Here is a 21365-nt window from a genome sequence, read left to right as displayed (position 1 = left end):
GCACCAGGCAAGCTGCTGAGGTTGCCTCGGCGCCCTCGAAGAGCGAGCGGTCGGCCCTTCCCGCAAGGGGGCGCTACCGATCGCCCGCGCGCTGGAAGGTGACCTTGGCAGGCCGCCCCGGCAGCTGCATTTCGGCGGCCATTTCCGGCGTGGTCGCCACCACCTTTCCCTGCCTGAACACCTTCAGCCGATTCGCTCTCAGCCGGATGGCTTCGACCACGTCCCGCGCCTGCAGCAGGACAAAGCTCGCATCGCACCCGGCTTCCAATCCATACCGCTCGAGGTGCATCACCTTCGCGGCGTTGCTCGTTACCGCCTGGTAGCAGGAACGGATCCCCTGCTGGCTCGTCATCTGCGCCACATGCAGTCCCATGTGCGCGACCTCCAGCATGTCGCCCGAGCCCATGCCGTACCAGGGGTCCATCACGCAGTCATGCCCGAACGCGACGTTCACGCCCGCCGCCATGAGCTCCGGCACGCGCGTCATGCCGCGGCGCTTCGGATAAGTGTCGTGCCGCCCCTGCAACGTGATGTTGATCAGCGGATTGGCAACCACGCTCACGCCGCTCTCCGCGATCAGCGGGATCAGCTTGGACACGTAGTAGTTGTCCATGCTGTGCATCGAGGTGCAGTGCGAGCCGTTCACGCGGCCCTGCAGGCCCAGGCGCTGCGTCTCGTAGGCCAGCGTCTCGATGTGGCGTGACATCGGGTCGTCCGTTTCGTCGCAGTGCATGTCCACCAGCTTGCCGCGCCGGGCTGCGGCCTCGCACAGCAGCTGCACGCTCGTGGCGCCGTCGGCCATGGTGCGTTCGAAATGCGGGATGCCACCGACCACGTCCACGCCCAGGTCGAGCGCGCGCTTCATGTTGTCGATGCCACCCGGGGTGCGCAGCACGCCGTCCTGCGGGAAGGCCACGAGCTGCAGGTCGAGGTAAGGCGCCACGCGCTTTTTCACCTCCAGCATCGCCTCCACCGGCAGCAGCGACGGGTCGCTGGTGTCCACGTGGCTGCGGATGGCCAGCAAACCGCGCGCGACCGCCCAGTCGCAGTAGGCCAGGGCGCGCGTGATCATGTCCTCCGCCTTCAGCAGCGGCTTGAGCTCACCCCACAGCGCGATGCCTTCCAGCAGCGTGCCGCTCTCGTTGATGCGCGGCAGCCCGTAGCTGAGCGTCGCGTCCATGTGGAAGTGCGGGTCGCAAAAAGGCGGCGACAGGAGATGGCCGCCGGCGTCCACCGTCTCGCGTGCGGGCGCCTGCAGGCCGGGCGTGAGCTCGCGGATGCGGCCGTCCTGCACGGCGACGGACATCCCGCTGCGGCCATCGGGCAGCGTGGCATTGGTGACGAGGAGGTCGAGCATGGAAGGAGGATAGCTGCGTTGGCGGCGCCTGTCGTGCCTTGACCTGCGAGGTCATGGCCAGGTGCGCGCCGGGCGCCCACCATGCGGCCTTCTTCCACCACCACGCAAGGACATCGCCATGGACGCTTCCAGTCTCGAACGCCTCGTCGACGGCCACCTCGCCGCCTATTGCGAACGCGACGCAGCCCGCCGCGGCGCCGCCATCCGCCAGCTCTGGAATGCCCAGGGCAGGCTGGTCGATCCACCGATGGAGGCCGGCGGCCACGAGGGCATTGCCGACCAGGCCGCGACGCTGCTGGCGCAGTTTCCGCAGCACCGGTTCGAGCGCAGCACCCCGGTCGATGCGCACCACGGCTTTCTGCGGTATGGCTGGCGGCTTCTCGATGCGCAGGGCACTGCGGTGCTGCAGGGCGTCGATTTCGCCGAACTGGACGCCGAAGGGCGGCTGATGCAGGTCGTGGGGTTCTTCGGGTGGGGGCAGTAACGGTGGGTTTCGCTGTCGCTCACCTGCCGCGACCGCTGGCCGCGCCACCCTAGGAGCCGATGGGCACCGTCGCTAGCGCTCGCCCTTGCGATAGGGCTTCATCAGCGCCTGGGGATAGGCGGCGCGGCGGGCCACCAGCACCAGCGCCAGGATCGACAGTGCATAGGGCAGCATCAGGTAGACCTGGTAGGGCAGGCCGGCGCCGGACTGCTGCAGGCGCAGCTGCAGTGCGTCGAAGAAGGCGAACAGCAGCGCGCCCAGCAGCGCCTTGCCCGGCCGCCACGACGCGAACACGACCAGGGCCACGCAGATCCAGCCGCGGCCGTTGACCATGTTGAAGAAGAAGGCGTCGAAGGCCGAGAGGGTGAGGAAGGCGCCCGCCACGCCCATGAGCGCGGAGCCGGCGACGACCGCGCCCGTGCGCGCCGCCAGCACGGAGATGCCCTGGCTCTCGGCGGCCTGCGGGTTCTCGCCCACCATGCGCAGTGCCAGGCCCGCCGGCGTGCGGTACAGGAACCAGGCGATCGCCGGCACCAGCAGCAGTGCCAGCAGGGTGAGCGGTGTCTGCGCCGAGAGGATCGGGATGCCCAGGCCGTCCATGGGCGCGAAGGGATGCACGGTCGGCGGCGTGTTGACCTTGGGAAAGCTCACGCGGTAGGCGTAGTAGCTCAGCGAGGTGGCCAGCAACGTGATGCCCAGGCCGGAGACGTGCTGCGACAGGGCCAGCGCCACGGTGAGGAAAGCGTGCAACGCCCCCAGCATCGCCCCCGTGCCGGCCGCCACGGCCACCCCGGCCCACAGCGGCAGGCCGGCGTACACCGCCAGCCAGCCGGTGAACGCGCCCGCCACCATGATCCCTTCGATGCCCAGGTTCAGCACGCCCGCGCGCTCGCACAGCAGCACGCCCAGGGTGCCGAAGACCAGCGGCGTGGCGATGCGCAGCACCGCGATCCACAGGGCCGGGTTGGCCAGCAGCTCGAGGAGCGTGCTCATGCGCGCCGCACCCGGTACTGCGCGAGCAGCGTGGCGACCAGCACCGACACGAGCGAGGCCGCCACGATCACGTCGGCGATGTAGGTGGGCACGCCGATCACGCGGCTCATGCTGTCGGCGCCCACGAGAACCCCCGCGACGAACACCGCCGCCGCGAGCAGGGCCAGCGGATGCAGGCCCGCCAGCATGGCAATGACGATGCCGCTGTAGCCGTAGCCCGGCGACATGTCCAGCGTCACGTAGCTCGTGCGGCCCGCCACCTCGATGGCGCCGCCGAGGCCGGCCAGGCCGCCGGACAGCAGGGCGACCCACACGATGGTGCGCAGCGGCGGCACGCCGGCGAAAGCCGCGGCGCGTGGGTTGGCGCCGAGGGCGCGCACGTCGAAGCCGAACACCGTGTACTTGAACGCGGCCCAGAGCAGCACGGCGAGTGCGGCCGCTCCCAGCAGCCCCGTGTGCACGCGCGTGCCTGGCAGCAGCTTGCCCAGTTCCAGCTCGGACTGCAACGCGACGCTCTGCGGCCAGCCCATGGCGGTGGGGTCCTTCATCGGGCCGTCCAGCAGGGCGGAGACGCCCAGCAGCACGATGAAATTGAGCAGCAGCGTGGTGACCACCTCGTCGACGCCCAGCTTCGCCTTGAGCAGGGCCGGCCCCAGCAGCAGCAGCGCGCCGGCCAGGGCGGCGGCCGCGAACATCAGCGGCAGCAGCACCGCGGGCGGCGCGGCGAAGCCCGAACCTGCGTGCATTCCGCCCACCGCCACGGCCGCGAGCGCGCCCGCGTAGAGCTGTCCCTCGCCGCCGATGTTGTACAGGCGCGCGCGGAAGGCCACGGCAGCGGCCAGGCCCGTGAGGATCAGGGGCGTGGCCCGCGTGAGCGTCTCCGTCCAGGCGAACACCGAGCCGAAGCCGCCGCGCAGCAGGGCGGCCCAGGTGGGCGCCACGGGGGCGCCGGCCCAGAGGACGAGGAGGCTGCTGACGAGGAGCGTGAAGGCGACCGCGCCGATGGGGGCCAGGGAGAGCGCGAGGGGGGAGACGGTGGTGCGGCGTTCCAGTCTCATCGCGTGCCCCCACCCCGACCCTGCCCCGCACGGGGAGGGAGAGGAGCCGGGAGGACACCGGCCATGGCCAGGCCGATGGATTCGCGGGTCCAGGCAGACGGTGGCAGGGCTTCGGTGAGCTTGCCGGCGTGCATCACCGCGATGCGGTCGCCCAGTGCGAGCACCTCGTCCAGGTCATCGGAGACGAGCAGCACCGCCGCGCCCGCATCGCGCGCGGCCAGCAGCTGCTGCTGCACGTAGGCGACGGCGCCCACGTCGAGACCCCAGGTCGGCTGGTGGGCGACGATCAGCCGGGGCGTGCCGCCGTCGGGCGAGAGCAGGGCGCGGCCCAGGATCAGCTTTTGCATGTTGCCCCCGGACAGCGCCCGTGCAGGCGTGTCCAGCCCGCCGCCGCGCACGTCGAAGGCCGTGGTGATCGCCTGCGCATGCGCGCGCGCCGCCTGCCGCCGCACGAACGGGCCGCTGCGGAACGCGGGTGAGCGCAGCCGCTCGGAGACGGCGTTCTCCCAGACCGGCAGGTCGCCGATCACGCCCGTGCCGTGGCGGTCCTCGGGCACGCGCGCGATGCCCGCAGAAGGCAGCCGGACCCGGCCGGCGCGCGCCGCGAGCATGCCGCACAGGAGCTGCGCGAGCGCGAGCTGGCCATTGCCCGACACGCCGGCGATGGCGGTGACCTCGCCGCTGCGCAGTTGCAGCGACACGCCGGCCAGCCGGTCCCGGCCGCTGCCCGCCTGCACGTCCTGCAATTCGCAGACGACCGGCCGCTCGGCCACCGCGCTGGGCCGGCCCTGCGGCAGGGCGACGTCCTGTCCCACCATCCAGCGCGCGAGCGTGGCCGCATCGGTGTCGCGCGTGGCTGCTTCGGCGACGACGCGCCCGGCACGCAGCACGACCACACGGTGCGCCACGCGCAGCACCTCGGCCAGCTTGTGGCTGATGAAGACGATGGACAGCCCTTGCGCCACCATGTCGGCGAGCGTGCGGAACAGCCCTTCGCTTTCCTGCGGCGTGAGCACCGCCGTGGGCTCGTCCAGGATCAGGATGCGGGCGCCGCGGTACAGCGCCTTGAGGATCTCCACGCGCTGCCGCTCGCCCACGGAGAGGCTCGCCACCGGCGCATCGGGCGCGACCGCCAGCCCGAAACGCTGCGCCACCCCCAGCAGGCGCGTGCGGGCCGTGTCGCGCCGGCTGAAAGGCTGCCACAGGGGCTCGGTGCCGAGCACCACGTTCTCCAGCACCGTGAGGTTGTCGGCCAGCGTGAAGTGCTGGTGCACCATGCCGATCCCCGCGGCCAGCGCCGCCCGCGGCTGTCCTGGCGGCAGCTCGCGGCCGAACACCTCGATGCGGCCCGCATCCGGCACGTAGTGGCCGAAGAGGATGGACACCAGCGTGGACTTGCCGGCGCCGTTCTCCCCCAGCAGCCCCAGCACCTCGCCCGGCCCGAGCTGCAGCGACACGTCGTCGTTGGCCACCAGCGCGCCGAAGCGCTTGGCGATGCCCTGCATGCGCAGGACCGGGGCTGCTGCGGGGGCTCTTACTTCCATGCGGCGGGGGGAGCGCAACGCCGCATCGCGTTCACTTGCCCGACTTGGGCTGCGAGTCGTCCACCTTGACGCTGAACTTCGCTTCCTGGATGGCCTTCTCCTTGGCCTTGACCTTGGCCATCACCTCGGCCGGGACCTTCTTCTCGAAGGTGCCCAGCGGCGCCAGCTCGGAGCCCTTGAACTTCATCGTCGAGTAGTGCCCGTAGTCCTCGGCGCTGAACTTGCCCTCCTTGACCTTCTTCAGCGCCGCGTCAATGGTCGGCTCCATGTTCCACAGGGCCGACGCGACCACGGTCTCGGGGTACTTGTCCTGCGTGTTGATCACGTTGCCCACGGCCAGCTTGCCGCGCTCCTTGGCCGCGTCGGACACGCCGAAGCGCTCGGCGTACAGGAGGTCCGCGCCCTGGTCGATCATGGCGAAGGCCGCTTCCTTGGCCTTGGGCGGATCGAACCAGCTGTTGATGAAGGTCACCATGAACTGCACGTTGGGGTTGACCTCGCGCGCGCCGGCCATGAAGGCGTGCATCAGGCGGTTCACTTCCGGGATGGGAAAGCCGCCGACCATGCCGATCTTGTTCGACTTGGTCATGCCGCCGGCGATCATCCCCGAGAGGTAGGCCGGCTCCTGGATGTAGTTGTCGAACACGCTGAAGTTCGGCGCCTGCGGCTTGCCGGAGGATCCCATGAGGAAGGCGGTCTTCGGGAAGTCCTTGGCGACCTTGCGCGCGGCCGCTTCCACGGCGAAGGACTCGCCCACGATCAGCTGGTTGCCGCCGGTGGCGTACTCGCGCATGACCCGCTCGTAGTCCGCGTTGGCCACGTTCTCGCTGGCCTTGTACTCGATCTCGCCGCGCGCCTCGGCCGCCTTGAGCGCCTTGTGGATGCGGCTCACCCACTGCTGCTCGAAGGGGACGGTGTAGATGGCGGCGACCTTGACTTTGCCCTGCGCGAGCGCCAGGGCGGGGCTGGCGGCGGCGAGGGCGGCGGCAAGGGCGAGTAGGCGGCGGCGGCTGCGGGTCATGGAGGCTCCTCGGGCGTTGGGATCGTGGCGAAGTGCAAGCGTCGTGCCAGCCGCCACGGCCGTCAAGAGGGGGCGAGGTCGAAGGCGCGCTGGACGAACCACCAGCCGGCCAGCAGGGCGACGAGCAGCGAGCCGAAGCGCAGCACGCCGACCCGGTAGAAACCCGTGGTGCGCAGCGCATAGGCCAGGGGCAGGAAGGCCGCGACGATGGCCAGTTGCCCCAGCTCCACGCCCACGTTGAAGCCGACCAGGGCCAACGCCAGCGCGCCTTGCGGCAGGCCGAGGTCGGCCAGGACGGAGGCGAAGCCGAAGCCGTGCACCAGCCCGAACACGAAGGCCATCACCCAGCGGCGCCGGTCGATGGTGCCGCGCAGGTTGTTCAGCGCCGCGACGACCACCGAGGCGGCGATCACCGACTCCACCAGCCGCGAGGGCAGGCTGACGACACCGAGCACGGCGAGGCTGAGCGTGATCGAGTGCGCCAGCGTGAAGGCGGTGACGACCTTCAGCACCTCGACGCCGGCCCGCTTCAGGCTGGTGGTGGGCTGCCAGCGGCCGGCGTCGCGCGTGAGCACCGAAGGCAGCAGCAGGGCCAGCAGGAAGAGGATGTGGTCGAAGCCGATCCAGATGTGCCAGATGCCTTCGACGACGTACTGGCGCAGCGTCTCCCAGGCGCCGGTCGCGGCGAGCGGCAGGTCCTGGGGCGCGGAGTCGGCCGCGAACACGCGCGGCTGGGCCTGTGCCGCGCCGGAAGGCGTCCATTGCGCCAGGCCCCGGTGGCTGGGGTCGACATCGAAGAAGAGGCTGTAGTGCGCCTGGAGGCTGCCCGCGAGCTGCGCACAGCGGGCGTGCAGGGCCAGCACCGCGTAGGTGCCGTCGCTGTGCCGCTCCAGCATCATGGGCCCGGCGGCGGCCAGCGGGCAGGCCGCGCCTTGCGAGGACAGCGCCAGCCGCGCCAGCGCCAGCCTGGTGATGTCCGGCTCGCGCTGCCGCACCTCGCCCCAGGTGAGCTCGCCGTTGCCGTCGCGATCGAGCTGCAGCACGTAGTCGAGGTCGCGCAGCGAGATGTCCCAGCGGACGGAGACGCCCTGGGCGTCGCCGCGCAGGGTGAGGTAGCTGTCGCTGGGTTTGTGGGCCCCGGCGGACGGTGCGAGAACGAGGAGCAGGGCCAGGAGCAGCCACCGTCGCAGCCAAACGGAGAACAACCGGGCCGGCCACGCCATCACCGCACCGCCCCCAGTTTCCCGGCCAGCGCCTGCATCGCCGGGTCCTCGTAGCCACTGTCCTTCCACCACGCCAGCGCCGCCTGCGCTGCCTGCGGCTTCTTCGCGGCGAGGGCCGCGCGCATCAGGACCTCGGCATCGCGCGGCTCCTTCTGCCGCGCGTAGTTGCTCTGGGCGAACGCCAGGGCCTGCGCCGGATCGTGCGCCAGCTCCAGTGCCCAGCGCGCCGCTTCCTGTTCGTGCAGGCGATCGCCGCGCCGGGCCGCGTCCTGCATGCGCTCGCGCAGCTGCGACGCCCAGTCGGCAGCACGGCGGTCCTGCGCGGCCCGGCCGGCGAGCGCCAGGCGCAGCAGCAGCACGTCGGAGCGTTCCCAGCCGGACAGCAGGCGCAGCACGTCCGCCGGCCGCTCGCGTTCCAGCAGGAAGTCGGCGTAGGACCCGAGCAGGTACTGGTCGGTCAAGCCCAGGTCCAGCGCGGCCCGGTAGTGGCGCTCGGCGTCGCCGTGGCGCTGCAGCCGCGCCGCCATTTCGGCCAGCCGGGTCTGCGCCCACAGCATCAGGCCGGGCGGCACGTCGACGGAGGCGGCGACCGCCTTGGAGAGCAGGTCGTAGGCGGGCACGAGCTGGCCCGTGGTCGCGCGCACGTACGCCGTGCAGCCCTGCGCCAGCAGCGGCGTTGCGATGCGCGCCAGCCGGTCGCATTCGGCCGCGGCACGCGCATAGTTCGCCTGCACCATGTAGATCGCGGCGCGCCAGGCCACCGGTTCGACCGCGTCGGGTGCCAGGCGGCTCGCCTGCTCCAGGCTGGCGAGCGCCGCCGGAAAGTCGTGCCCGTACTGCTGCAGCTGCCCGCGCACCAGCCAGTAGCGGTTCTCGCCTGCGGCCGTGCCTGCCAGCGGGGTGATCGTCGACAGCGCGTAGCCCACGTAGCGCGGATCGCCCTGTGCCATGGCCAGGGCGAAGTAGCGCTCGGCGATGTCCAGGCGCAGCGCCGCGTCCTGCGGGCGGGACGCGAGCTGGCGGCGCAGCGACTCCACGGCGCGCAGCGCCGGGTCGCGTGCCAGCGGCAGGCGCTCCACGACCTCGTCCTCGCTCGCGGGCGTGAAGGGCGCGGCCGCCGCGGCGAACACGCACAGCAGCGCCGCCGCCGCGGCAGCGCAGGGCAGCAAGCGCATGGGAGCTACTTGGTGCCGAACATCCGGTCGCCGGCGTCGCCCAGGCCCGGCAGGATGTAGCCGTGGTCGTTGAGCTGGCGGTCGATGGCGGCCGTGTAGATCGGCACGTCGGGGTGGGCCTTCTGCAGGGCCGAGATGCCTTCCGGGCAGGTCAGCAGGCACACGAACTTGATGGACTTCGGATTGAGTTCCTTGAGCCGCTCCACCGCGGCGATGGCGGAGTTGCCGGTGGCCAGCATGGGGTCGACGACGATCACGTCGCGCTCCTCCATGTTCTGCGGCATCTTGAAGTAGTACTCCACCGCCATCAGCGTCTTCGGGTCGCGGTACAGCCCGATGTGGCCGACGCGGGCGCCGGGCACCACGCTGAGCATGCCGTCCAGGATGCCGGTGCCGGCGCGCAGGATGGACACGAACACCAGCTTCTTGCCGTCGATGACCTTGGTCTTCATCGTCTCCAGCGGGGTGTGCATTTCCACCTCCTGCATGGGGACGTCGCGCGTGACCTCGTAGGTCATGAGCATCGCGAGCTCGTTGAGGAGGCGCCGGAAGCTGTTGGTGCTGGCTTCCTTGTTCCGCATCAGGGACAGCTTGTGCTGCACCAGGGGGTGGTCGATGACGTGGACGTTGTTGTTGCTGGCCATGGTGCGATTCTCTTAGAAGACGGTGCCGTCGCTGGTGATCTTCAGCGGGGGCAGGCCGCCGCGAAGCCGTTGCGCGAGCTCGCGGCCGGCCGCCCAGGTGCCGCCTTCGAGCACGCAGGCCAGCGGCAGGCGCTCGGCGTCCAGGTGCAGCGACTTGCGGACCTCCACGGCGAGTTCGTCCAGCAGCGCGACCGTCAGCGCGCGCCATTCGACGACGAGTTCGTCGCCCGGCTGCCAGGTCCGGTCGCGCACCGATTCGTCGCGCAGCCGCAGGACGCCCGAGTCCAGCAGCAGGCCGCCGTTGCGGTACTCGGGCAGGGCGGTGAGCTGCTCGACGCCGCGCACCTGCACGCCGGACCAGGCGAAGGGCTCGAGCAGCGAATAGGTGAGCCACTGCGACAGCTTGTGGAACGGCACCCAGCCGTCGGTGAGGCCTTCGCCGCGCACGGCCTCGTGCCGCCAGCAGTCCCCCAGCGGCACCTCGTCGATCGCATTGCCGGAGGGCCAGATGCCGGAACAGGAAAACAGGATCTGCGACAGGATGTCGTGCGCCGCGACGTCCGCGGTGTACGCCACTTCCGGCGCCGGCGCGAGGATCTGCGCGTAGATGCCCGAGGGCCGCGGCACCTGCGGGCCGAAGACCTCCGGCTGCTCCTGCATGGCCTCACCCAGGCGCCGCAGCAGGATGGCGCGGCCTTCCAGGCCGACCAGGACGTTGTTGTCGCGGACCTGGAAGGCGTTGGCCAGGTGGTCGGTGACCAGCGCCCGCAGGCCTTGTGCATCGACTTGCAGCGGATGGTTCTTGTCGCTCGAGAACATGCCGCTGGTGAAGGCGTGGAAGCTTGCCACACCCAGGCCTTCCGAGCGCGTGAAGCGCTGCCCCGTGGCGGGCTCCACGTAGCTCCAGTCGGGGCCCGCGCCCGCATCGAGCAGGACGCTGACGAAGGTGAGGTCGAACATCGCCTCGCCGCGCACGGCCTTGGGCACGTCGCCGAGCAGCCGCTCCAGCTCGGCGCGGCGGTCCACGCCGCCGGCCTGCAGGTGGCGCCAGCGGCTGTGGAACGGGATGTGGCCCTTGGGGTAGCGCTTGCGCGTGATGTCGGCGACTTCGCGCGCGGCCGGACGCAGCGCGTCCTCGTCGACCGTGAACCACTTCGATTCGCCGGCGCGCGCCCGGGCCAGGAGCTGCCCGCAGCGCTCGCGCACGGTGATCGTGGAACGCAGCACGCTGGCGGCGGCTTCCGCCTCGGCGTTGCCGCCGACGAAGTGGGCGTCGCTCACAGCGCGCGTCCCTTGGTTTCCTTCAGCGCCTTGGCGTCCGGCACGGCGTCCGGCGTGAAATAGCCGGCGGCCTTCTTCGCCTCCATCTCCACCTGGGCGTCGGCCGGGATCAGTCCGGCCGGGATGTCCACGCGTTCGCCGACCACGATGCCGGAGCCGGTGATCGCGTCGTACTTCATGTTGCTCATGGAGACGAGGCGATGGATCTTCCTCACCCCCAGCCAGTGCAGCACGTCGGGCATCAGCTCCTGGAAGCGCATGTCCTGCACGCCGGCGACGCACTCGGTGCGGGCGAAGTACTGGGCGGCGGTGTCGCCGCCCACCTGGCGCTTGCGCGCGTTGTAGACCAGGAACTTGGTCACTTCGCCGAGCGCGCGGCCTTCCTTGCGCGAATAGGAAACGAGGCCGACGCCGCCGCGCTGGGCACCCAGGATGCATTCCTCGATGGCGTGCGTGAGGTAAGGGCGGCAGGTGCAGATGTCCGAGCCGAACACGTCCGAGCCGTTGCACTCGTCGTGCACCCGGGCGGTGAGCTCCACGTCGGGATTGGCCAGGTCGCGCGGGTCGCCGAAGATGTAGACCGTCTGCCCGCCGATCGGGGGCAGGAACACTTCCAGGTCGCTGCGCGTGACGAGTTCGGGGTACATGCCGCCGGTTTCCTCGAACAGCACGCGGCGCAGGTCGGACTCGGTGCAGCCGAAGCGCCTGGCCACGCCGGGCAGCCACCACACAGGCTCGATCGCCGCCTTGGTGACGCAGGCCGCGCCGCCTTCCATCAGGATGCGGTTGTCGGCCTTCAGCCGGCCTTTCTGCATGCCTTCGATCACTTCCGGCAGGATCACGTGCGCCTTGGTGACGGCGATGGTGGGACGGATGTCGTAGCCGGCCGCCAGCTCGCTGGCGAACACCTCCGCCACGGTCGCGCCCCAGGGGTCGAGGCTGACGATCTTGCCGGGGTCCGTCCACTGCGGGTACGGCCCGATCACGTCCGTGGGCGCGGTGTTGGTGAGGTCGGCCTTGTGCTCGCGGCTGAGCGCACCCGCCGCGACCGCGAGCGCGCGGTAGACGCTGTAGGAGCCGCTGTGCGTGCCGATCACGTTGCGGTGGCTGCGGCTGGTGGTGGTGCCGACGATGGGACCGCGCTCGCCCGGCGTTGCCGCACCCCACTGGATGGGCAAGGCGCCCTGGCCGCTGGCATGCGAGGTCAGCCGGATGTGGCGGGGAGCGGAAGGATCGGCGGCCATGAAGTCTCGCAAAGCCAAAAGCCCACTCTAGCAAAGCACGCGCCAATGCGCGATGGCTGCGCGACGGCTACTCCCCGAAGTCGCCCTCGATGGCGGCATGGATGCCCCAGTCGGCCGGCAGTTTCCCCTCGCGCACGAAGCGGTGCAGGCTGGAATAGGGCCAGTCTCGGGCACGCAACACCCAGCCGTGCTTGACCGGGTTGAAGTGGATGTAGTTGACGTGGCGGGCGAAATCCTCGTCGTCCTGGACCTGGTGCTCCCAGAAGCGGCGTTGCCAGACCGAGCGCTCGCCGCGGCGGCCGCGGGGCCTGGCGGCCTCATCGGGAAGGACGCCGAGTTCGGTCAATCGCCGCGTGAAGGATTGTTTGAGCAGCATCCAGCGCGTGGCGTAGTCGCCGTCGTCGACGGGGAGGCGCCACAAGGCGTGGATGTGTTCGGGCAGGACCACCATGGCCTCGATGTCGAAGGGATGGCGTTCCTTCACCGCTTTCAGGCACGTGCGCAGTTCCGCCACGTGGTCGACCAGGTAGCGGGCGCCCCGGTCTTCGAGGGTGAGGGTGAAGAAGAAGGTGGCGCCGGGCGAGGCGCGGAGGTCGTTGGGCATGGTGACCCAACAACGGATGGGGCTGGGGTGGGGAAGCGGCAGTCTGTTGCAGGGATGGTGTGGATTGATGCCGGGGTCAGCGAACCCCACCGTTCCATCCCCCCGCCAAAACCCTAGCGCCTCTTTCCCCCCAGGATGCTCCCCAGCACCCCCCGCGCGATCTCGCGTCCCACCGAACTGCCGACGGTGCGGATGGCGGACTTGGCGAAGCTCTCCACCATGCCTTCGTGGCGGCCGCCGCGCGGGCCGGTCGACCCGAACAGGACGTCGGACAGGCCGCCGAACATGCCGCCGCCGGGCGCCGGCGTGCCGGCCGTGCCGCCGGTGCTGCCCGCCGCCCCGGCCTGCGCGGCCTCGGCGGCCCGCCCCTTGAGCTTCTCGTAAGCCGATTCGCGGTCTTCGGTCTTCTCGTAGACGCCCGCCACCACGGAGCCCGCGATCAATGCCTTGCGCTGCTCCGGCGTGATCGGGCCGATCTGGCTGCCGGGCGGCAGCACGTACAGGCGCTCGGTGATGCTGGGGCGCCCCTTGTCGTCCAGGAAGCTCACCAGCGCCTCGCCCACCGCCAGCTCGGTGATGGCCGCGGCGATGTCCAGGCCCGGTTTCTGCCGCATCGTCTCGGCCGTGGCCTTCACCGCCTTCTGGTCGCGCGGGGTGAAGGCACGCAGCGCGTGCTGCACGCGGTTGCCCAGCTGCGCCAGCACCGAGTCCGGGATGTCCAGCGGGTTCTGCGTCACGAAGTACACGCCGACGCCCTTGGACCGCACCAGCCGCACCACGAGTTCGATGCGTTCCACCAGCACCTTGGGCGCCTCGTCGAACAGCAGGTGGGCCTCGTCGAAGAAGAACACCAGCTTGGGCTTGTCCGGATCGCCGATTTCCGGCAGCGTCTCGAACAGCTCCGACAGCATCCACAGCAGGAAGGTCGCGTAAAGCCGCGGCGCGTTCAGCAGCTTGTCCGCGGCCAGGATGTTCACCACCCCGTGGCCGTTGGCATCGGTCTGCAGGAAGTCGGCGATGTTGAGCATCGGCTCGCCGAAGAAGCGGTCGCCGCCCTGCGAATCGATCTGCAGTAGCCCGCGCTGGATGGCGCCGACGCTGGCCGCGCTGATGTTCCCGTACTCGGTGGTGAACTGCTTGGCGTTGTCTCCCACGTGCTGGAGCATCGCGCGCAGGTCCTTCAGGTCCAGCAGCAGCAGGCCGTTGGCGTCCGCGATCTTGAACACGATCTGCAGTACGCCGGCCTGCGTCTCGTTGAGGTTCAGCATGCGCGCCAGCAGCAGGGGGCCGAGGTCGGTGATGGTCGCCCGCACCGGGTGGCCCTGCTCGCCGAACACGTCCCACAGCGTGGTCGGGCAGGCCAGCGGCTCGGGCGCCGGCAGGCCGCGTTCCTTGATCACCGCGGCCAGCTTGCCCTCCAGCTTGCCGGGCTGGCTGATGCCGGTCAGGTCGCCCTTGATGTCGGCCAGGAACACCGGCACCCCGATCCGGCTGAAACTTTCCGCCAGTTTCTGCAGGGTGACGGTCTTGCCGGTACCGGTGGCGCCGGTGACCAGGCCGTGGCGGTTGGCCAGCCCGGGGAGCAGGTGCGCCTGCGTCTTGCCGTTCTGGGCGATCAACATCGGTTCGGCCATGGTGCAAAAAGTAGAATGAGGGTTCAGCAAGGTTAACGCAGAAGAGCAAGGACGAATCCGTGGCCGGTCACAGCAAATGGGCGAACATCCAGCACCGCAAGGGTCGCCAGGACGAGAAGCGGGGCAAGGTCTGGACGCGGGTCATCCGTGAAATCATGGTCGCGGCCCGGCAGGGCGGCGGCGACGTCAAGGACAACCCGCGGCTGCGGCTGGCGGTGGACAAGGCGAAGGCAGCCAACATGCCGGCCGACACCATCAAGCGCAACATCGACAAGGCCACCGGCAACCTCGAGGGCGTGAACTACGAGGAAATCCGTTACGAGGGTTACGGCATCGGCGGCGCGGCCATCATCGTGGACACCATGACGGACAACAAGGTGCGCACCGTGGCCGAGGTGCGGCACGCCTTCAGCAAGTACGGCGGCAGCATGGGCACCGAAGGCTCGGTGGCCTTCCAGTTCCGCCACGTCGGCCAGCTGATCCTGGCGCCCGGCACCAGCGAGGACAAGGTGATGGAAGTGGCCCTGGACGCGGGGGCGGAGGACGTCATCAGCGACGCCGAGGGCGCCATCGAGGTGCTCACCGGTCCGGCCGACCTCGAGAAGGTCCGCAACGCCCTGGAAGCCGCAGGCCTGAAGCCGGAACTGGCCGAGGTGACCATGCGGCCCGAGAACACGATCGAGCTCGCCGGCGACGAGGGCCAGCGCATGCAGAAGCTGCTGGACATCCTGGAAGACCTGGACGACGTGCAGAACGTGTACACCAACGCCGAGATCGCTGAATGAAGGTTCTCGTGATCGGCGGCGGCGGCCGCGAACACGCCCTTGCCTGGAAGCTCGCCCAGTCGCCCAAGGTGCAGGCCGTCTACGTGGCGCCGGGCAATGGCGGCACCGCGCTCGACGGCCGACTGGAGAACGTGCCCATCACGGACCTGCGGCAGCTGCGCGACTGGGCGCTGAAGCAGAAGATCGCCCTGACCGTGGTCGGTCCGGAAGCGCCGCTGGCCGCCGGCGTGGTGGACGACTTCCGCGCCCATGGCCTGCGCATCTTCGGGCCCAGCCAGCGGGCGGCCCAGCTGGAAAGCTCCAAGGCCTTCGCCAAGGCCTTCATGGCGCGCCACAAGATCCCCACGGCGGAGTACGAGGTCTTCACGGACGCGCCCGCCGCCCATGCCTACGTGGATCGCAAGGGCGCCCCCATCGTCGTGAAAGCCGACGGCCTGGCCGCCGGCAAGGGCGTGGTGGTCGCGATGACGCCGGCCGAAGCGCACGAGGCGATCGACTTCATGCTGCTGGACGACAAGCTCGGCGTGGCGCACAACGAAGGCGGCGCGCGCGTGGTGATCGAGGAGTTCCTGCAGGGCGAGGAAGCCAGCTTCATCGTGCTGTGCGACGGCAAGAACGTGGTGGCGCTGGCGACCAGCCAGGACCACAAGCGCCTGCAGGACGGCGACCGCGGGCCCAACACCGGCGGCATGGGCGCCTACTCGCCGGCGCCGGTCGTGACGCCCGCCGTGCACGCCCGTGCCATGCGCGAGATCATCCTGCCGACCATCCGCGGCATGGACAAGGACGGCATTCCGTACACGGGCTTCCTGTACGCGGGCCTCATGATCGGCAAGGACGGCCAGGTGAAGACGCTGGAGTTCAACTGCCGCATGGGCGACCCCGAGACGCAGCCGATCATGATGCGGCTGAAGTCCGACCTCTACGACGTGATGATGGCCGCCACCTCCGGCACGCTGGACCAGGTCGAACTGCAGTGGGACCGGCGCACCGCGCTGGGCGTGGTGATGGCCGCGGCCGGCTACCCCCTGGACCCGCGCAAGGGCGACGTGATCCATGGCCTGCCCAAGGACACCGACGACGCCGTCGTGTTCCATGCCGGCACGATCCCCAAGGACGGCCACACCGTCACCGCCGGCGGGCGCGTCCTGTGCGTCACGGCCCTCGCGGACACGGTGAAGGCCGCGCAGCTGCACGCCTACGAGGTGCTGCACCACATCAGCTTCGATGGCGCGCAGTACCGCCGCGACATCGGCCACCGCGCGGTGAAGGGCTAGCGCGTGGACCAGCACCGGGAGCAGGTCCGCTCCTACCTCTGGGACCTGCAGCAACGCATCACCGACACCTTCGGCGCCATCGACGGCCAGCCATTTCGCGCCGATCGGTGGACGAAGGACCCGGGCGAGCCGCTGCAAGGCGGCGGCCGCACGATGATCCTCGAGGGCGGCAAGGTGTTCGAACGCGCGGGCTGCGCCTTCTCGCAGGTGACCGGGCCCAAGCTTCCGCCCTCGGCGACCCAGCACCGCCCCGAACTGGTCGGGGCGGGCTTCGAGGCCATGGGCGTGTCGCTGGTCTTCCATCCGCGCAACCCGTACGCGCCCACGGTGCACATGAACGTGCGCATGCTCGCCGCGCTGCCCGAGGGCGGCGAGCCGGTGTACTGGTTCGGCGGCGGCATGGACCTCACGCCCTACTACGGCGAGGAGGAGGATGCGGTGCACTTCCACCGGGCGTGCCGCGACAGCCTCGCGCCTTTCGGTGCCGACAAGTACCCGCGCTTCAAGGCCTGGTGCGACGACTACTTCTTCCTGCGGCACCGCGACGAGGCCCGCGGCATCGGCGGCATCTTCTTCGACGACTTCTTCGAAGAGGGCTTCGACAACAGCTTTGCCTTGCAGCGTGCCGTGGGCGATGCCTTCATCGGCGCCTACCGGCCGGTCCTCGAGCGCCGCAAGGACCAGCCCTATGGCCAGACCGAGCGCGACTGGCAGCTGCTGCGGCGCGGGCGCTACGTCGAATTCAACCTCGTGTGGGACCGGGGCACGCACTTCGGCCTGCAGTCGGGCGGCCGCACCGAATCCATCCTGATGTCGATGCCGCCGCACGCGGCCTGGGCCTACCAGCAGCAGCCCGCCCCGGGCTCGCGCGAGGAGGCGCTGCTGCGCCGCTTCCTGCCGCGAAGGGACTGGGTTTGAACGCGCCCCTGCAGCGCGTGGGCATGTTCGGCGGCGCCTTCGACCCCCCGCACCGCGCGCACGTCGCGCTCGCGCGCGCCGCGGTGGAACAGCTGGCCCTCGACCGGCTCTACGTCTTCCCGACCGGCGACGCCTGGCACAAGGACCGGGCCCTCACCCCCGCCGCGCACCGGCTGGCCATGGCCACGCTGGCCTTCGCGGACGTGCCCGCCGTGCAGGTGGACGACCGCGAACTCAGGCGCACCGGCCCGACCTACAGCGTCGACACCTTGCGCGAGTTGCAGGCCGACCATCCGGGCGCGCAACTGGTCCTGCTCATGGGCGAGGACCAGGCCGCGAGCTTCACCCGCTGGCATGCCTGGCAGGACATCGCGCGACTGGCGGTGCTGGCCGTGGCCGGCCGCGGCTCGGGCGAGGGCCTGCAAGCCCTGCAGGCGCTGCCTGGCGTTCGGGTGCAGGCCCTGGACCTGCCCCAGATGCCCGTGAGTGCGACCGATATCCGCGCCCGGCTGACAATGCGGCAGGACATCTCCGCGCTGGTTGAGCCAGCCGTCGCCCGTTATATTGCTTCCCATCCTCTCTACACCACCCACTGATGACGACAGACACCGCCGCGAAGAAGGACACGCAGAAACTCCAGAGGGCCATCGTCGATGGCCTGGAGGACGTGAAAGGCCAGGACATCCAGGTCTTCAACACCGAGCACCTGTCCCCCTTGTTCGAGCGCGTCATCGTCGCATCGGGCACCTCCAACCGGCAGACGAAGGCCCTGGCTTCCAGCGTGATCGATGCGGTGCGCGAGGCGGGCTTCCCGAAGCCGCGCCTGGAGGGCGAGGAGAACGGCGAGTGGATCATCGTGGACTGCGGCGCCGCGGTGGCGCACATCATGCAGCCGGCCATCCGCCAGTACTACCACCTGGAGGAGATCTGGGGCGACAAGCCGGTGCGCGTGCGCGTCGGCCTGCCCAAGCCCGCCGCTCCGGTCAAGGCGCCGGCGGCGCCTGCGAAGAAGGTGCCCAGCCCGTCGCTCAGGCGCAGCAGCGCCGTGAAGACGGCGGAGCGCGAAGCCTCCGCCGCCAGGAAGTCCGCGGCAGGCAAGGCGCCGGCCCGCAAGGGCGCGGCGAAGACGGTTGCCAGGGGTGCCGGCGCGAAGAGCACTGCCCGCAGCGCCGCGGGCAAGGCCGCCCTGAAGGCACCGGCGAAGAAGGCTCCCGCCAAGAAGGCCGCAGCGAAGAAGGCCCCGGCCCGCAAGGCCTGAGCATGCGCCTGCTGGTGGTGGCCGTCGGCCTGCGGGTGCCCGACTGGGCGCAGGCGGCCTGGGACGACTACGCCAAGCGCTTTCCGCCGGAACTGCGCCTGGAGCTCAAGGCCGTCAAGACGGAGCCGCGCGCGTCGAAGACGCTGGCGTCGCTGCTGGCCGCCGAACGCGAGCGCATCGAGGCGGCCATCCCGAAAGGCGCGCGCGTGGTCGCACTCGACGAGCGCGGCACGGCGCTCACCACCGTGGCGCTCGCCGCCAGGCTGAAGGCCTGGCCGCTGGACAACGATGCCATCGCGCTGGTCATCGGCGGCCCCGACGGACTGGACCCCGCGTTCCGCCAGGCGGCACACGAACGCATTCGCCTGTCGGACCTCACCTTGCCGCACGCCATGGTGCGCGTGCTGCTCGCCGAACAGCTCTATCGCGCCTGGTCCATCAACGCCGGCCATCCTTACCACCGTGAGTGACTTCGTCTACCTCGCCTCGCAGAGCCCGCGCAGGCGCCAGCTGCTGGAACAGATCGGCGTGCGCTACGAGCTGCTGCTGCCCGACGCCGGCGAGGACAGCGAGGCGCTCGAAGAGGTTCGTCCGGGCGAGGCCCCGGCGGCCTACGTGCAGCGCGTGACCGGCCTCAAGCTCGATGCAGCCCTCGCGCGCCTGAGGCGGCGCGGCCTGCCGGCGGCGCCGGTGCTGTGTTCGGACACCACCGTGGCGCTGGGCCGCACCATCTACGGCAAGCCCGCGGACGCGCGGGATGCGACGCGCATGCTGCGCGAACTCTCCGCGCACACGCACCGCGTGCTCACCGCGGTGGCCGTGCAGGCCGGCCGGCGGCGTTTCGCGGCGCTGAACGACTCGCGCGTGCGGTTCGCGGCCATGACGCCGGCGCAGATCCGCGCCTATGTGGCCAGCGGCGAGCCCATGGGCAAGGCGGGCGCGTATGCGGTGCAGGGCCGCGCCGCGGTCCACATCGCGCGCATCGCCGGCTCGTACACGGGCATCATGGGCCTGCCCCTGCACGAGACCGCGCAGCTGCTGCGCGCGGCCGGCGTTCGCACTGCCTGAGGGCGGCGGGCAAGTGCGGTGGGACCTAGGTCCCATTGCAGCGCGCCGAGGCCACCGCGATCCTCCACCGGGTTCACATCCCGCAGGAGATTCACGATGCGCATCCGTTCCCGCACGCCGCAAGTGCTGGCCCTGGTCCTTGCCGCCGCGGCCGCCGCCGCGCAGACCCCGCAAGGGGACACGCCCGCCGCGACCCTCAGCGGCTCCACGGCCACCGCCCCCGGCAAGGGCATGGCCGAAGGCACGCTCAAGACCAGCGCCACGGTCGTGGCGATCGACGGCGGCGCCCGCAGCGTCACGCTCAAGCGGCAGGACGGCAAGGTGGTGACCCTTCCGCTGGGTGAAGAGGTGCGCAACTTCGACCAGCTCAAGGTCGGCGACAAGGTGCACGTCGAGTACTCGGCCGCGCTCGCCCTCGAACTGAAGAAGACCAAGGGCAAGGCGACGGCCAGCGAATCGGCGTCCCTCAAGCGCTCCGAGCCGGGGCAGAAGCCCGGCGGGCAGGCGGTGCGCGAAGTGGCGGTGCTGGCCGACGTGGTTGCGGTCGATGCCAGGAAGAAGGTGGTCACGCTCAAGGGGCCGGCCGGCAACATGGTGGATCTCTCCGTTGAAGATCCCGAGCAGCTCAAGAGCATCAAGAAGGGCGACCAGGTGCAGGCGCTCTACCGGGAATCGCTGGCCATCAAGGTGGAGTCGGTGAAGTAGCCGGCTTCGCGCCAAGGCAAATGGCCCCCGCGGGGGCCATTTCTCATGGGCAGGACAGGTTCACGGCGCCGGCGGCACTTCCTTCCAGCCCGCTCCCGGGTCGAAGCTCGTGATCGCCGGCGGCCGCGGCCCGAGGTTGCGTTCGTACAGCTTGCCGTTGTGGCTGATCAGGAAGCTCATGACGCCTGTCTTGCCCCATTCGGCCGGCGTGGCGACCGCGGCGAAGCCGGCGAGCATGCGGCCGTTGATCACGTAGCTGTAGGCGCCGCCGGGCGCGCTCGCGCCCTGCCGCGTGAGGAGGCGGAAGTTGTAGCCGCCATAGGGCTCGCCTTCCTTGTGGCCGGCCAGTTCCGTCGACGCGGCGGCCACCAGCGGCCCCAGCGGGCTCTGCTCCTCGCCGCGTGCGGTGTCGGCCGCCCAGTACAGCCCGTCGTGCTTGCCCGGGGTGCTTCCGAGCTTGCGCGCGTACTGCAGCACGCCGTCGCCCATGCGGTCGGCCTGCGCGTACTCGCGCTGCGCGTCCGCGATGCTGCGCATCACGTAGATCGCGTTGCGCTCGTTGGCGCCGATGCGCCGGTTCTGCAGTTCGCCCAGGCCCTGCTCGGTCGCGAAGCGCCAGCCCACGCCTTCGCGCACGATCGGGATGGCGAAGGGCCAGTCCTGCGCGCCCATGCGCAGGATGCGCCGGTCCGCGCCGAGTTCCTCCAGGCGCTTGCGCGTGGCGAGCGCCGCCGCCGCTTCGGCGCGGCGCGCATTGTCGTGGGCGGCATCGCCGGTGCTCACGATCTGGCGGTACTTCTCGCCGAACAACTGGCCCAGCGCAGCGTCGTCGTTGGCCTGCAGCGCACGCTGCAGCGCATCGACCGCGGCGTCGGGCGTCGGGAAGGTGGTCTGCTGCGCCAGCGCGGCCAGGGGCAGCAGGAGCGCAGCGGCCAGCAGCAGGGGGCGCACCGTCGCGCGCAGCGGGAATCTCTCTTGCATGGCAGGCTTCCGGTTGGTTGGCATGGTGCGGTCTCCTAGCGCCGGCCGCCGCCACCGCCGCCGCGGCCACCGCCGCCGCCACCCCGGGCGCCGCCGCCGCCACCCCCACCG

Annotated in this window: 22 protein-coding genes; 9 read left to right on the top strand and 13 right to left on the bottom strand. The window is 70.6% G+C overall.

Annotated elements, in window-relative coordinates:
• Window positions 1-73 precede the first annotated feature (73 nt).
• Window positions 74-1357 carry an amidohydrolase family protein gene (locus AC3EGR_RS09825; protein WP_488546296.1) on the bottom strand — a complete coding sequence of 428 codons (1284 nt, stop codon included), beginning with the start codon at window positions 1355-1357 and terminating at the stop codon, window positions 74-76.
• A 118-nt stretch (window positions 1358-1475) separates the two neighbouring features.
• On the opposite strand from AC3EGR_RS09825, the gene AC3EGR_RS09820 reads away from it, so the two are divergent.
• Window positions 1476-1841, top strand: coding sequence for a nuclear transport factor 2 family protein (locus AC3EGR_RS09820; protein ID WP_488546295.1), 366 nt, complete (start codon window positions 1476-1478; stop codon window positions 1839-1841).
• Between the two features lie 72 nt (window positions 1842-1913).
• Here AC3EGR_RS09820 and AC3EGR_RS09815 read toward each other — a convergent pair whose 3' ends face one another.
• From AC3EGR_RS09815 to AC3EGR_RS09765, 11 genes are all read right to left on the bottom strand, one after another.
• Entirely contained in the window at window positions 1914-2834 is a 921-nt protein-coding gene (locus AC3EGR_RS09815; protein ID WP_488546294.1) for an ABC transporter permease, read from the bottom strand.
• Complete coding sequence (locus AC3EGR_RS09810) at window positions 2831-3892, bottom strand: ABC transporter permease (RefSeq protein ID WP_488546293.1); 1062 nt, start codon at window positions 3890-3892, stop codon at window positions 2831-2833. The genes AC3EGR_RS09815 and AC3EGR_RS09810 overlap by 4 nt, the downstream gene beginning before the upstream one ends.
• Window positions 3889-5436 carry an ABC transporter ATP-binding protein gene (locus AC3EGR_RS09805; RefSeq protein WP_488546292.1) on the bottom strand — a complete coding sequence of 516 codons (1548 nt, stop codon included), beginning with the start codon at window positions 5434-5436 and terminating at the stop codon, window positions 3889-3891. Before AC3EGR_RS09805 ends, AC3EGR_RS09810 begins: the two co-directional genes overlap by 4 nt.
• A 31-nt stretch (window positions 5437-5467) precedes the next feature.
• Entirely contained in the window at window positions 5468-6457 is a 990-nt protein-coding gene (locus AC3EGR_RS09800; protein ID WP_488546291.1) for a BMP family protein, read from the bottom strand.
• Between the two features lie 62 nt (window positions 6458-6519).
• Window positions 6520-7680: a HupE/UreJ family protein gene (locus AC3EGR_RS09795; RefSeq protein WP_488546290.1), complete on the bottom strand. Its 1161-nt coding sequence runs from the start codon at window positions 7678-7680 to the stop codon at window positions 6520-6522.
• Window positions 7680-8855: a hypothetical protein gene (locus AC3EGR_RS09790; RefSeq protein ID WP_488546289.1), complete on the bottom strand. Its 1176-nt coding sequence runs from the start codon at window positions 8853-8855 to the stop codon at window positions 7680-7682. Before AC3EGR_RS09790 ends, AC3EGR_RS09795 begins: the two co-directional genes overlap by 1 nt.
• Before the next feature lie 5 nt (window positions 8856-8860).
• A complete protein-coding gene (upp, locus tag AC3EGR_RS09785; protein WP_488546288.1) occupies window positions 8861-9499 on the bottom strand; it encodes a uracil phosphoribosyltransferase in 639 nt (212 codons plus the stop codon).
• Between the two features lie 12 nt (window positions 9500-9511).
• Window positions 9512-10780: a URC4/urg3 family protein gene (locus AC3EGR_RS09780; protein ID WP_488546287.1), complete on the bottom strand. Its 1269-nt coding sequence runs from the start codon at window positions 10778-10780 to the stop codon at window positions 9512-9514.
• Window positions 10777-12024: a GTP cyclohydrolase II gene (locus AC3EGR_RS09775; RefSeq protein WP_488546286.1), complete on the bottom strand. Its 1248-nt coding sequence runs from the start codon at window positions 12022-12024 to the stop codon at window positions 10777-10779. The genes AC3EGR_RS09780 and AC3EGR_RS09775 overlap by 4 nt, the downstream gene beginning before the upstream one ends.
• 67 nt (window positions 12025-12091) lie before the next feature.
• Window positions 12092-12628 (bottom strand): REP-associated tyrosine transposase, encoded by a 537-nt coding sequence (locus tag AC3EGR_RS09770; RefSeq protein WP_488546285.1) that lies wholly within the window; start codon window positions 12626-12628, stop codon window positions 12092-12094.
• Between the two features lie 113 nt (window positions 12629-12741).
• Window positions 12742-14262, bottom strand: coding sequence for a helicase HerA-like domain-containing protein (locus AC3EGR_RS09765; RefSeq protein ID WP_488546284.1), 1521 nt, complete (start codon window positions 14260-14262; stop codon window positions 12742-12744).
• Window positions 14263-14321: 59 nt separating this feature from the next.
• Here AC3EGR_RS09765 and AC3EGR_RS09760 point away from each other — a divergent pair, with 59 nt between their 5' ends.
• The 8 genes from AC3EGR_RS09760 (at window position 14322) to AC3EGR_RS09725 (ending at window position 20273) form a co-directional block, all read left to right on the top strand.
• Window positions 14322-15047 (top strand): YebC/PmpR family DNA-binding transcriptional regulator, encoded by a 726-nt coding sequence (locus AC3EGR_RS09760; RefSeq protein WP_488546283.1) that lies wholly within the window; start codon window positions 14322-14324, stop codon window positions 15045-15047.
• The gene (purD, locus tag AC3EGR_RS09755) at window positions 15044-16324 is read left to right on the top strand and encodes a phosphoribosylamine--glycine ligase (RefSeq protein WP_488546282.1); all 1281 of its coding nucleotides are present in this window, start codon (window positions 15044-15046) and stop codon (window positions 16322-16324) included. The genes AC3EGR_RS09760 and purD overlap by 4 nt, the downstream gene beginning before the upstream one ends.
• Before the next feature lie 3 nt (window positions 16325-16327).
• Window positions 16328-17242, top strand: a complete 915-nt coding sequence (gene hemF, locus AC3EGR_RS09750; RefSeq protein ID WP_488546281.1) for an oxygen-dependent coproporphyrinogen oxidase — start codon at window positions 16328-16330, stop codon at window positions 17240-17242.
• The gene (nadD, locus tag AC3EGR_RS09745) at window positions 17239-17838 is read left to right on the top strand and encodes a nicotinate (nicotinamide) nucleotide adenylyltransferase (RefSeq protein WP_488546280.1); all 600 of its coding nucleotides are present in this window, start codon (window positions 17239-17241) and stop codon (window positions 17836-17838) included. Before hemF ends, nadD begins: the two co-directional genes overlap by 4 nt.
• Entirely contained in the window at window positions 17838-18500 is a 663-nt protein-coding gene (gene rsfS / locus AC3EGR_RS09740; protein WP_488546279.1) for a ribosome silencing factor, read from the top strand. The genes nadD and rsfS overlap by 1 nt, the downstream gene beginning before the upstream one ends.
• A gap of 2 nt (window positions 18501-18502) precedes the next feature.
• Window positions 18503-18970 carry a 23S rRNA (pseudouridine(1915)-N(3))-methyltransferase RlmH gene (gene rlmH / locus AC3EGR_RS09735; RefSeq protein ID WP_488546278.1) on the top strand — a complete coding sequence of 156 codons (468 nt, stop codon included), beginning with the start codon at window positions 18503-18505 and terminating at the stop codon, window positions 18968-18970.
• Window positions 18963-19568, top strand: a complete 606-nt coding sequence (locus AC3EGR_RS09730; RefSeq protein ID WP_488546277.1) for a Maf family protein — start codon at window positions 18963-18965, stop codon at window positions 19566-19568. Before rlmH ends, AC3EGR_RS09730 begins: the two co-directional genes overlap by 8 nt.
• A gap of 96 nt (window positions 19569-19664) precedes the next feature.
• Window positions 19665-20273, top strand: coding sequence for a hypothetical protein (locus AC3EGR_RS09725; RefSeq protein ID WP_488546276.1), 609 nt, complete (start codon window positions 19665-19667; stop codon window positions 20271-20273).
• 60 nt (window positions 20274-20333) lie between these two features.
• Here the strand turns inward: AC3EGR_RS09725 and AC3EGR_RS09720 are convergent, their stop codons facing one another.
• Window positions 20334-21254, bottom strand: a complete 921-nt coding sequence (locus AC3EGR_RS09720; RefSeq protein WP_488546275.1) for a DUF2950 domain-containing protein — start codon at window positions 21252-21254, stop codon at window positions 20334-20336.
• Window positions 21255-21365 lie beyond the last annotated feature (111 nt).

This window comes from Ramlibacter sp. G4-7 (genome assembly GCF_057784995.1).
The sequence above is the reverse complement of the archived record's forward strand: the minus strand, read 5'-3'. Positions and strand labels throughout refer to the sequence as shown.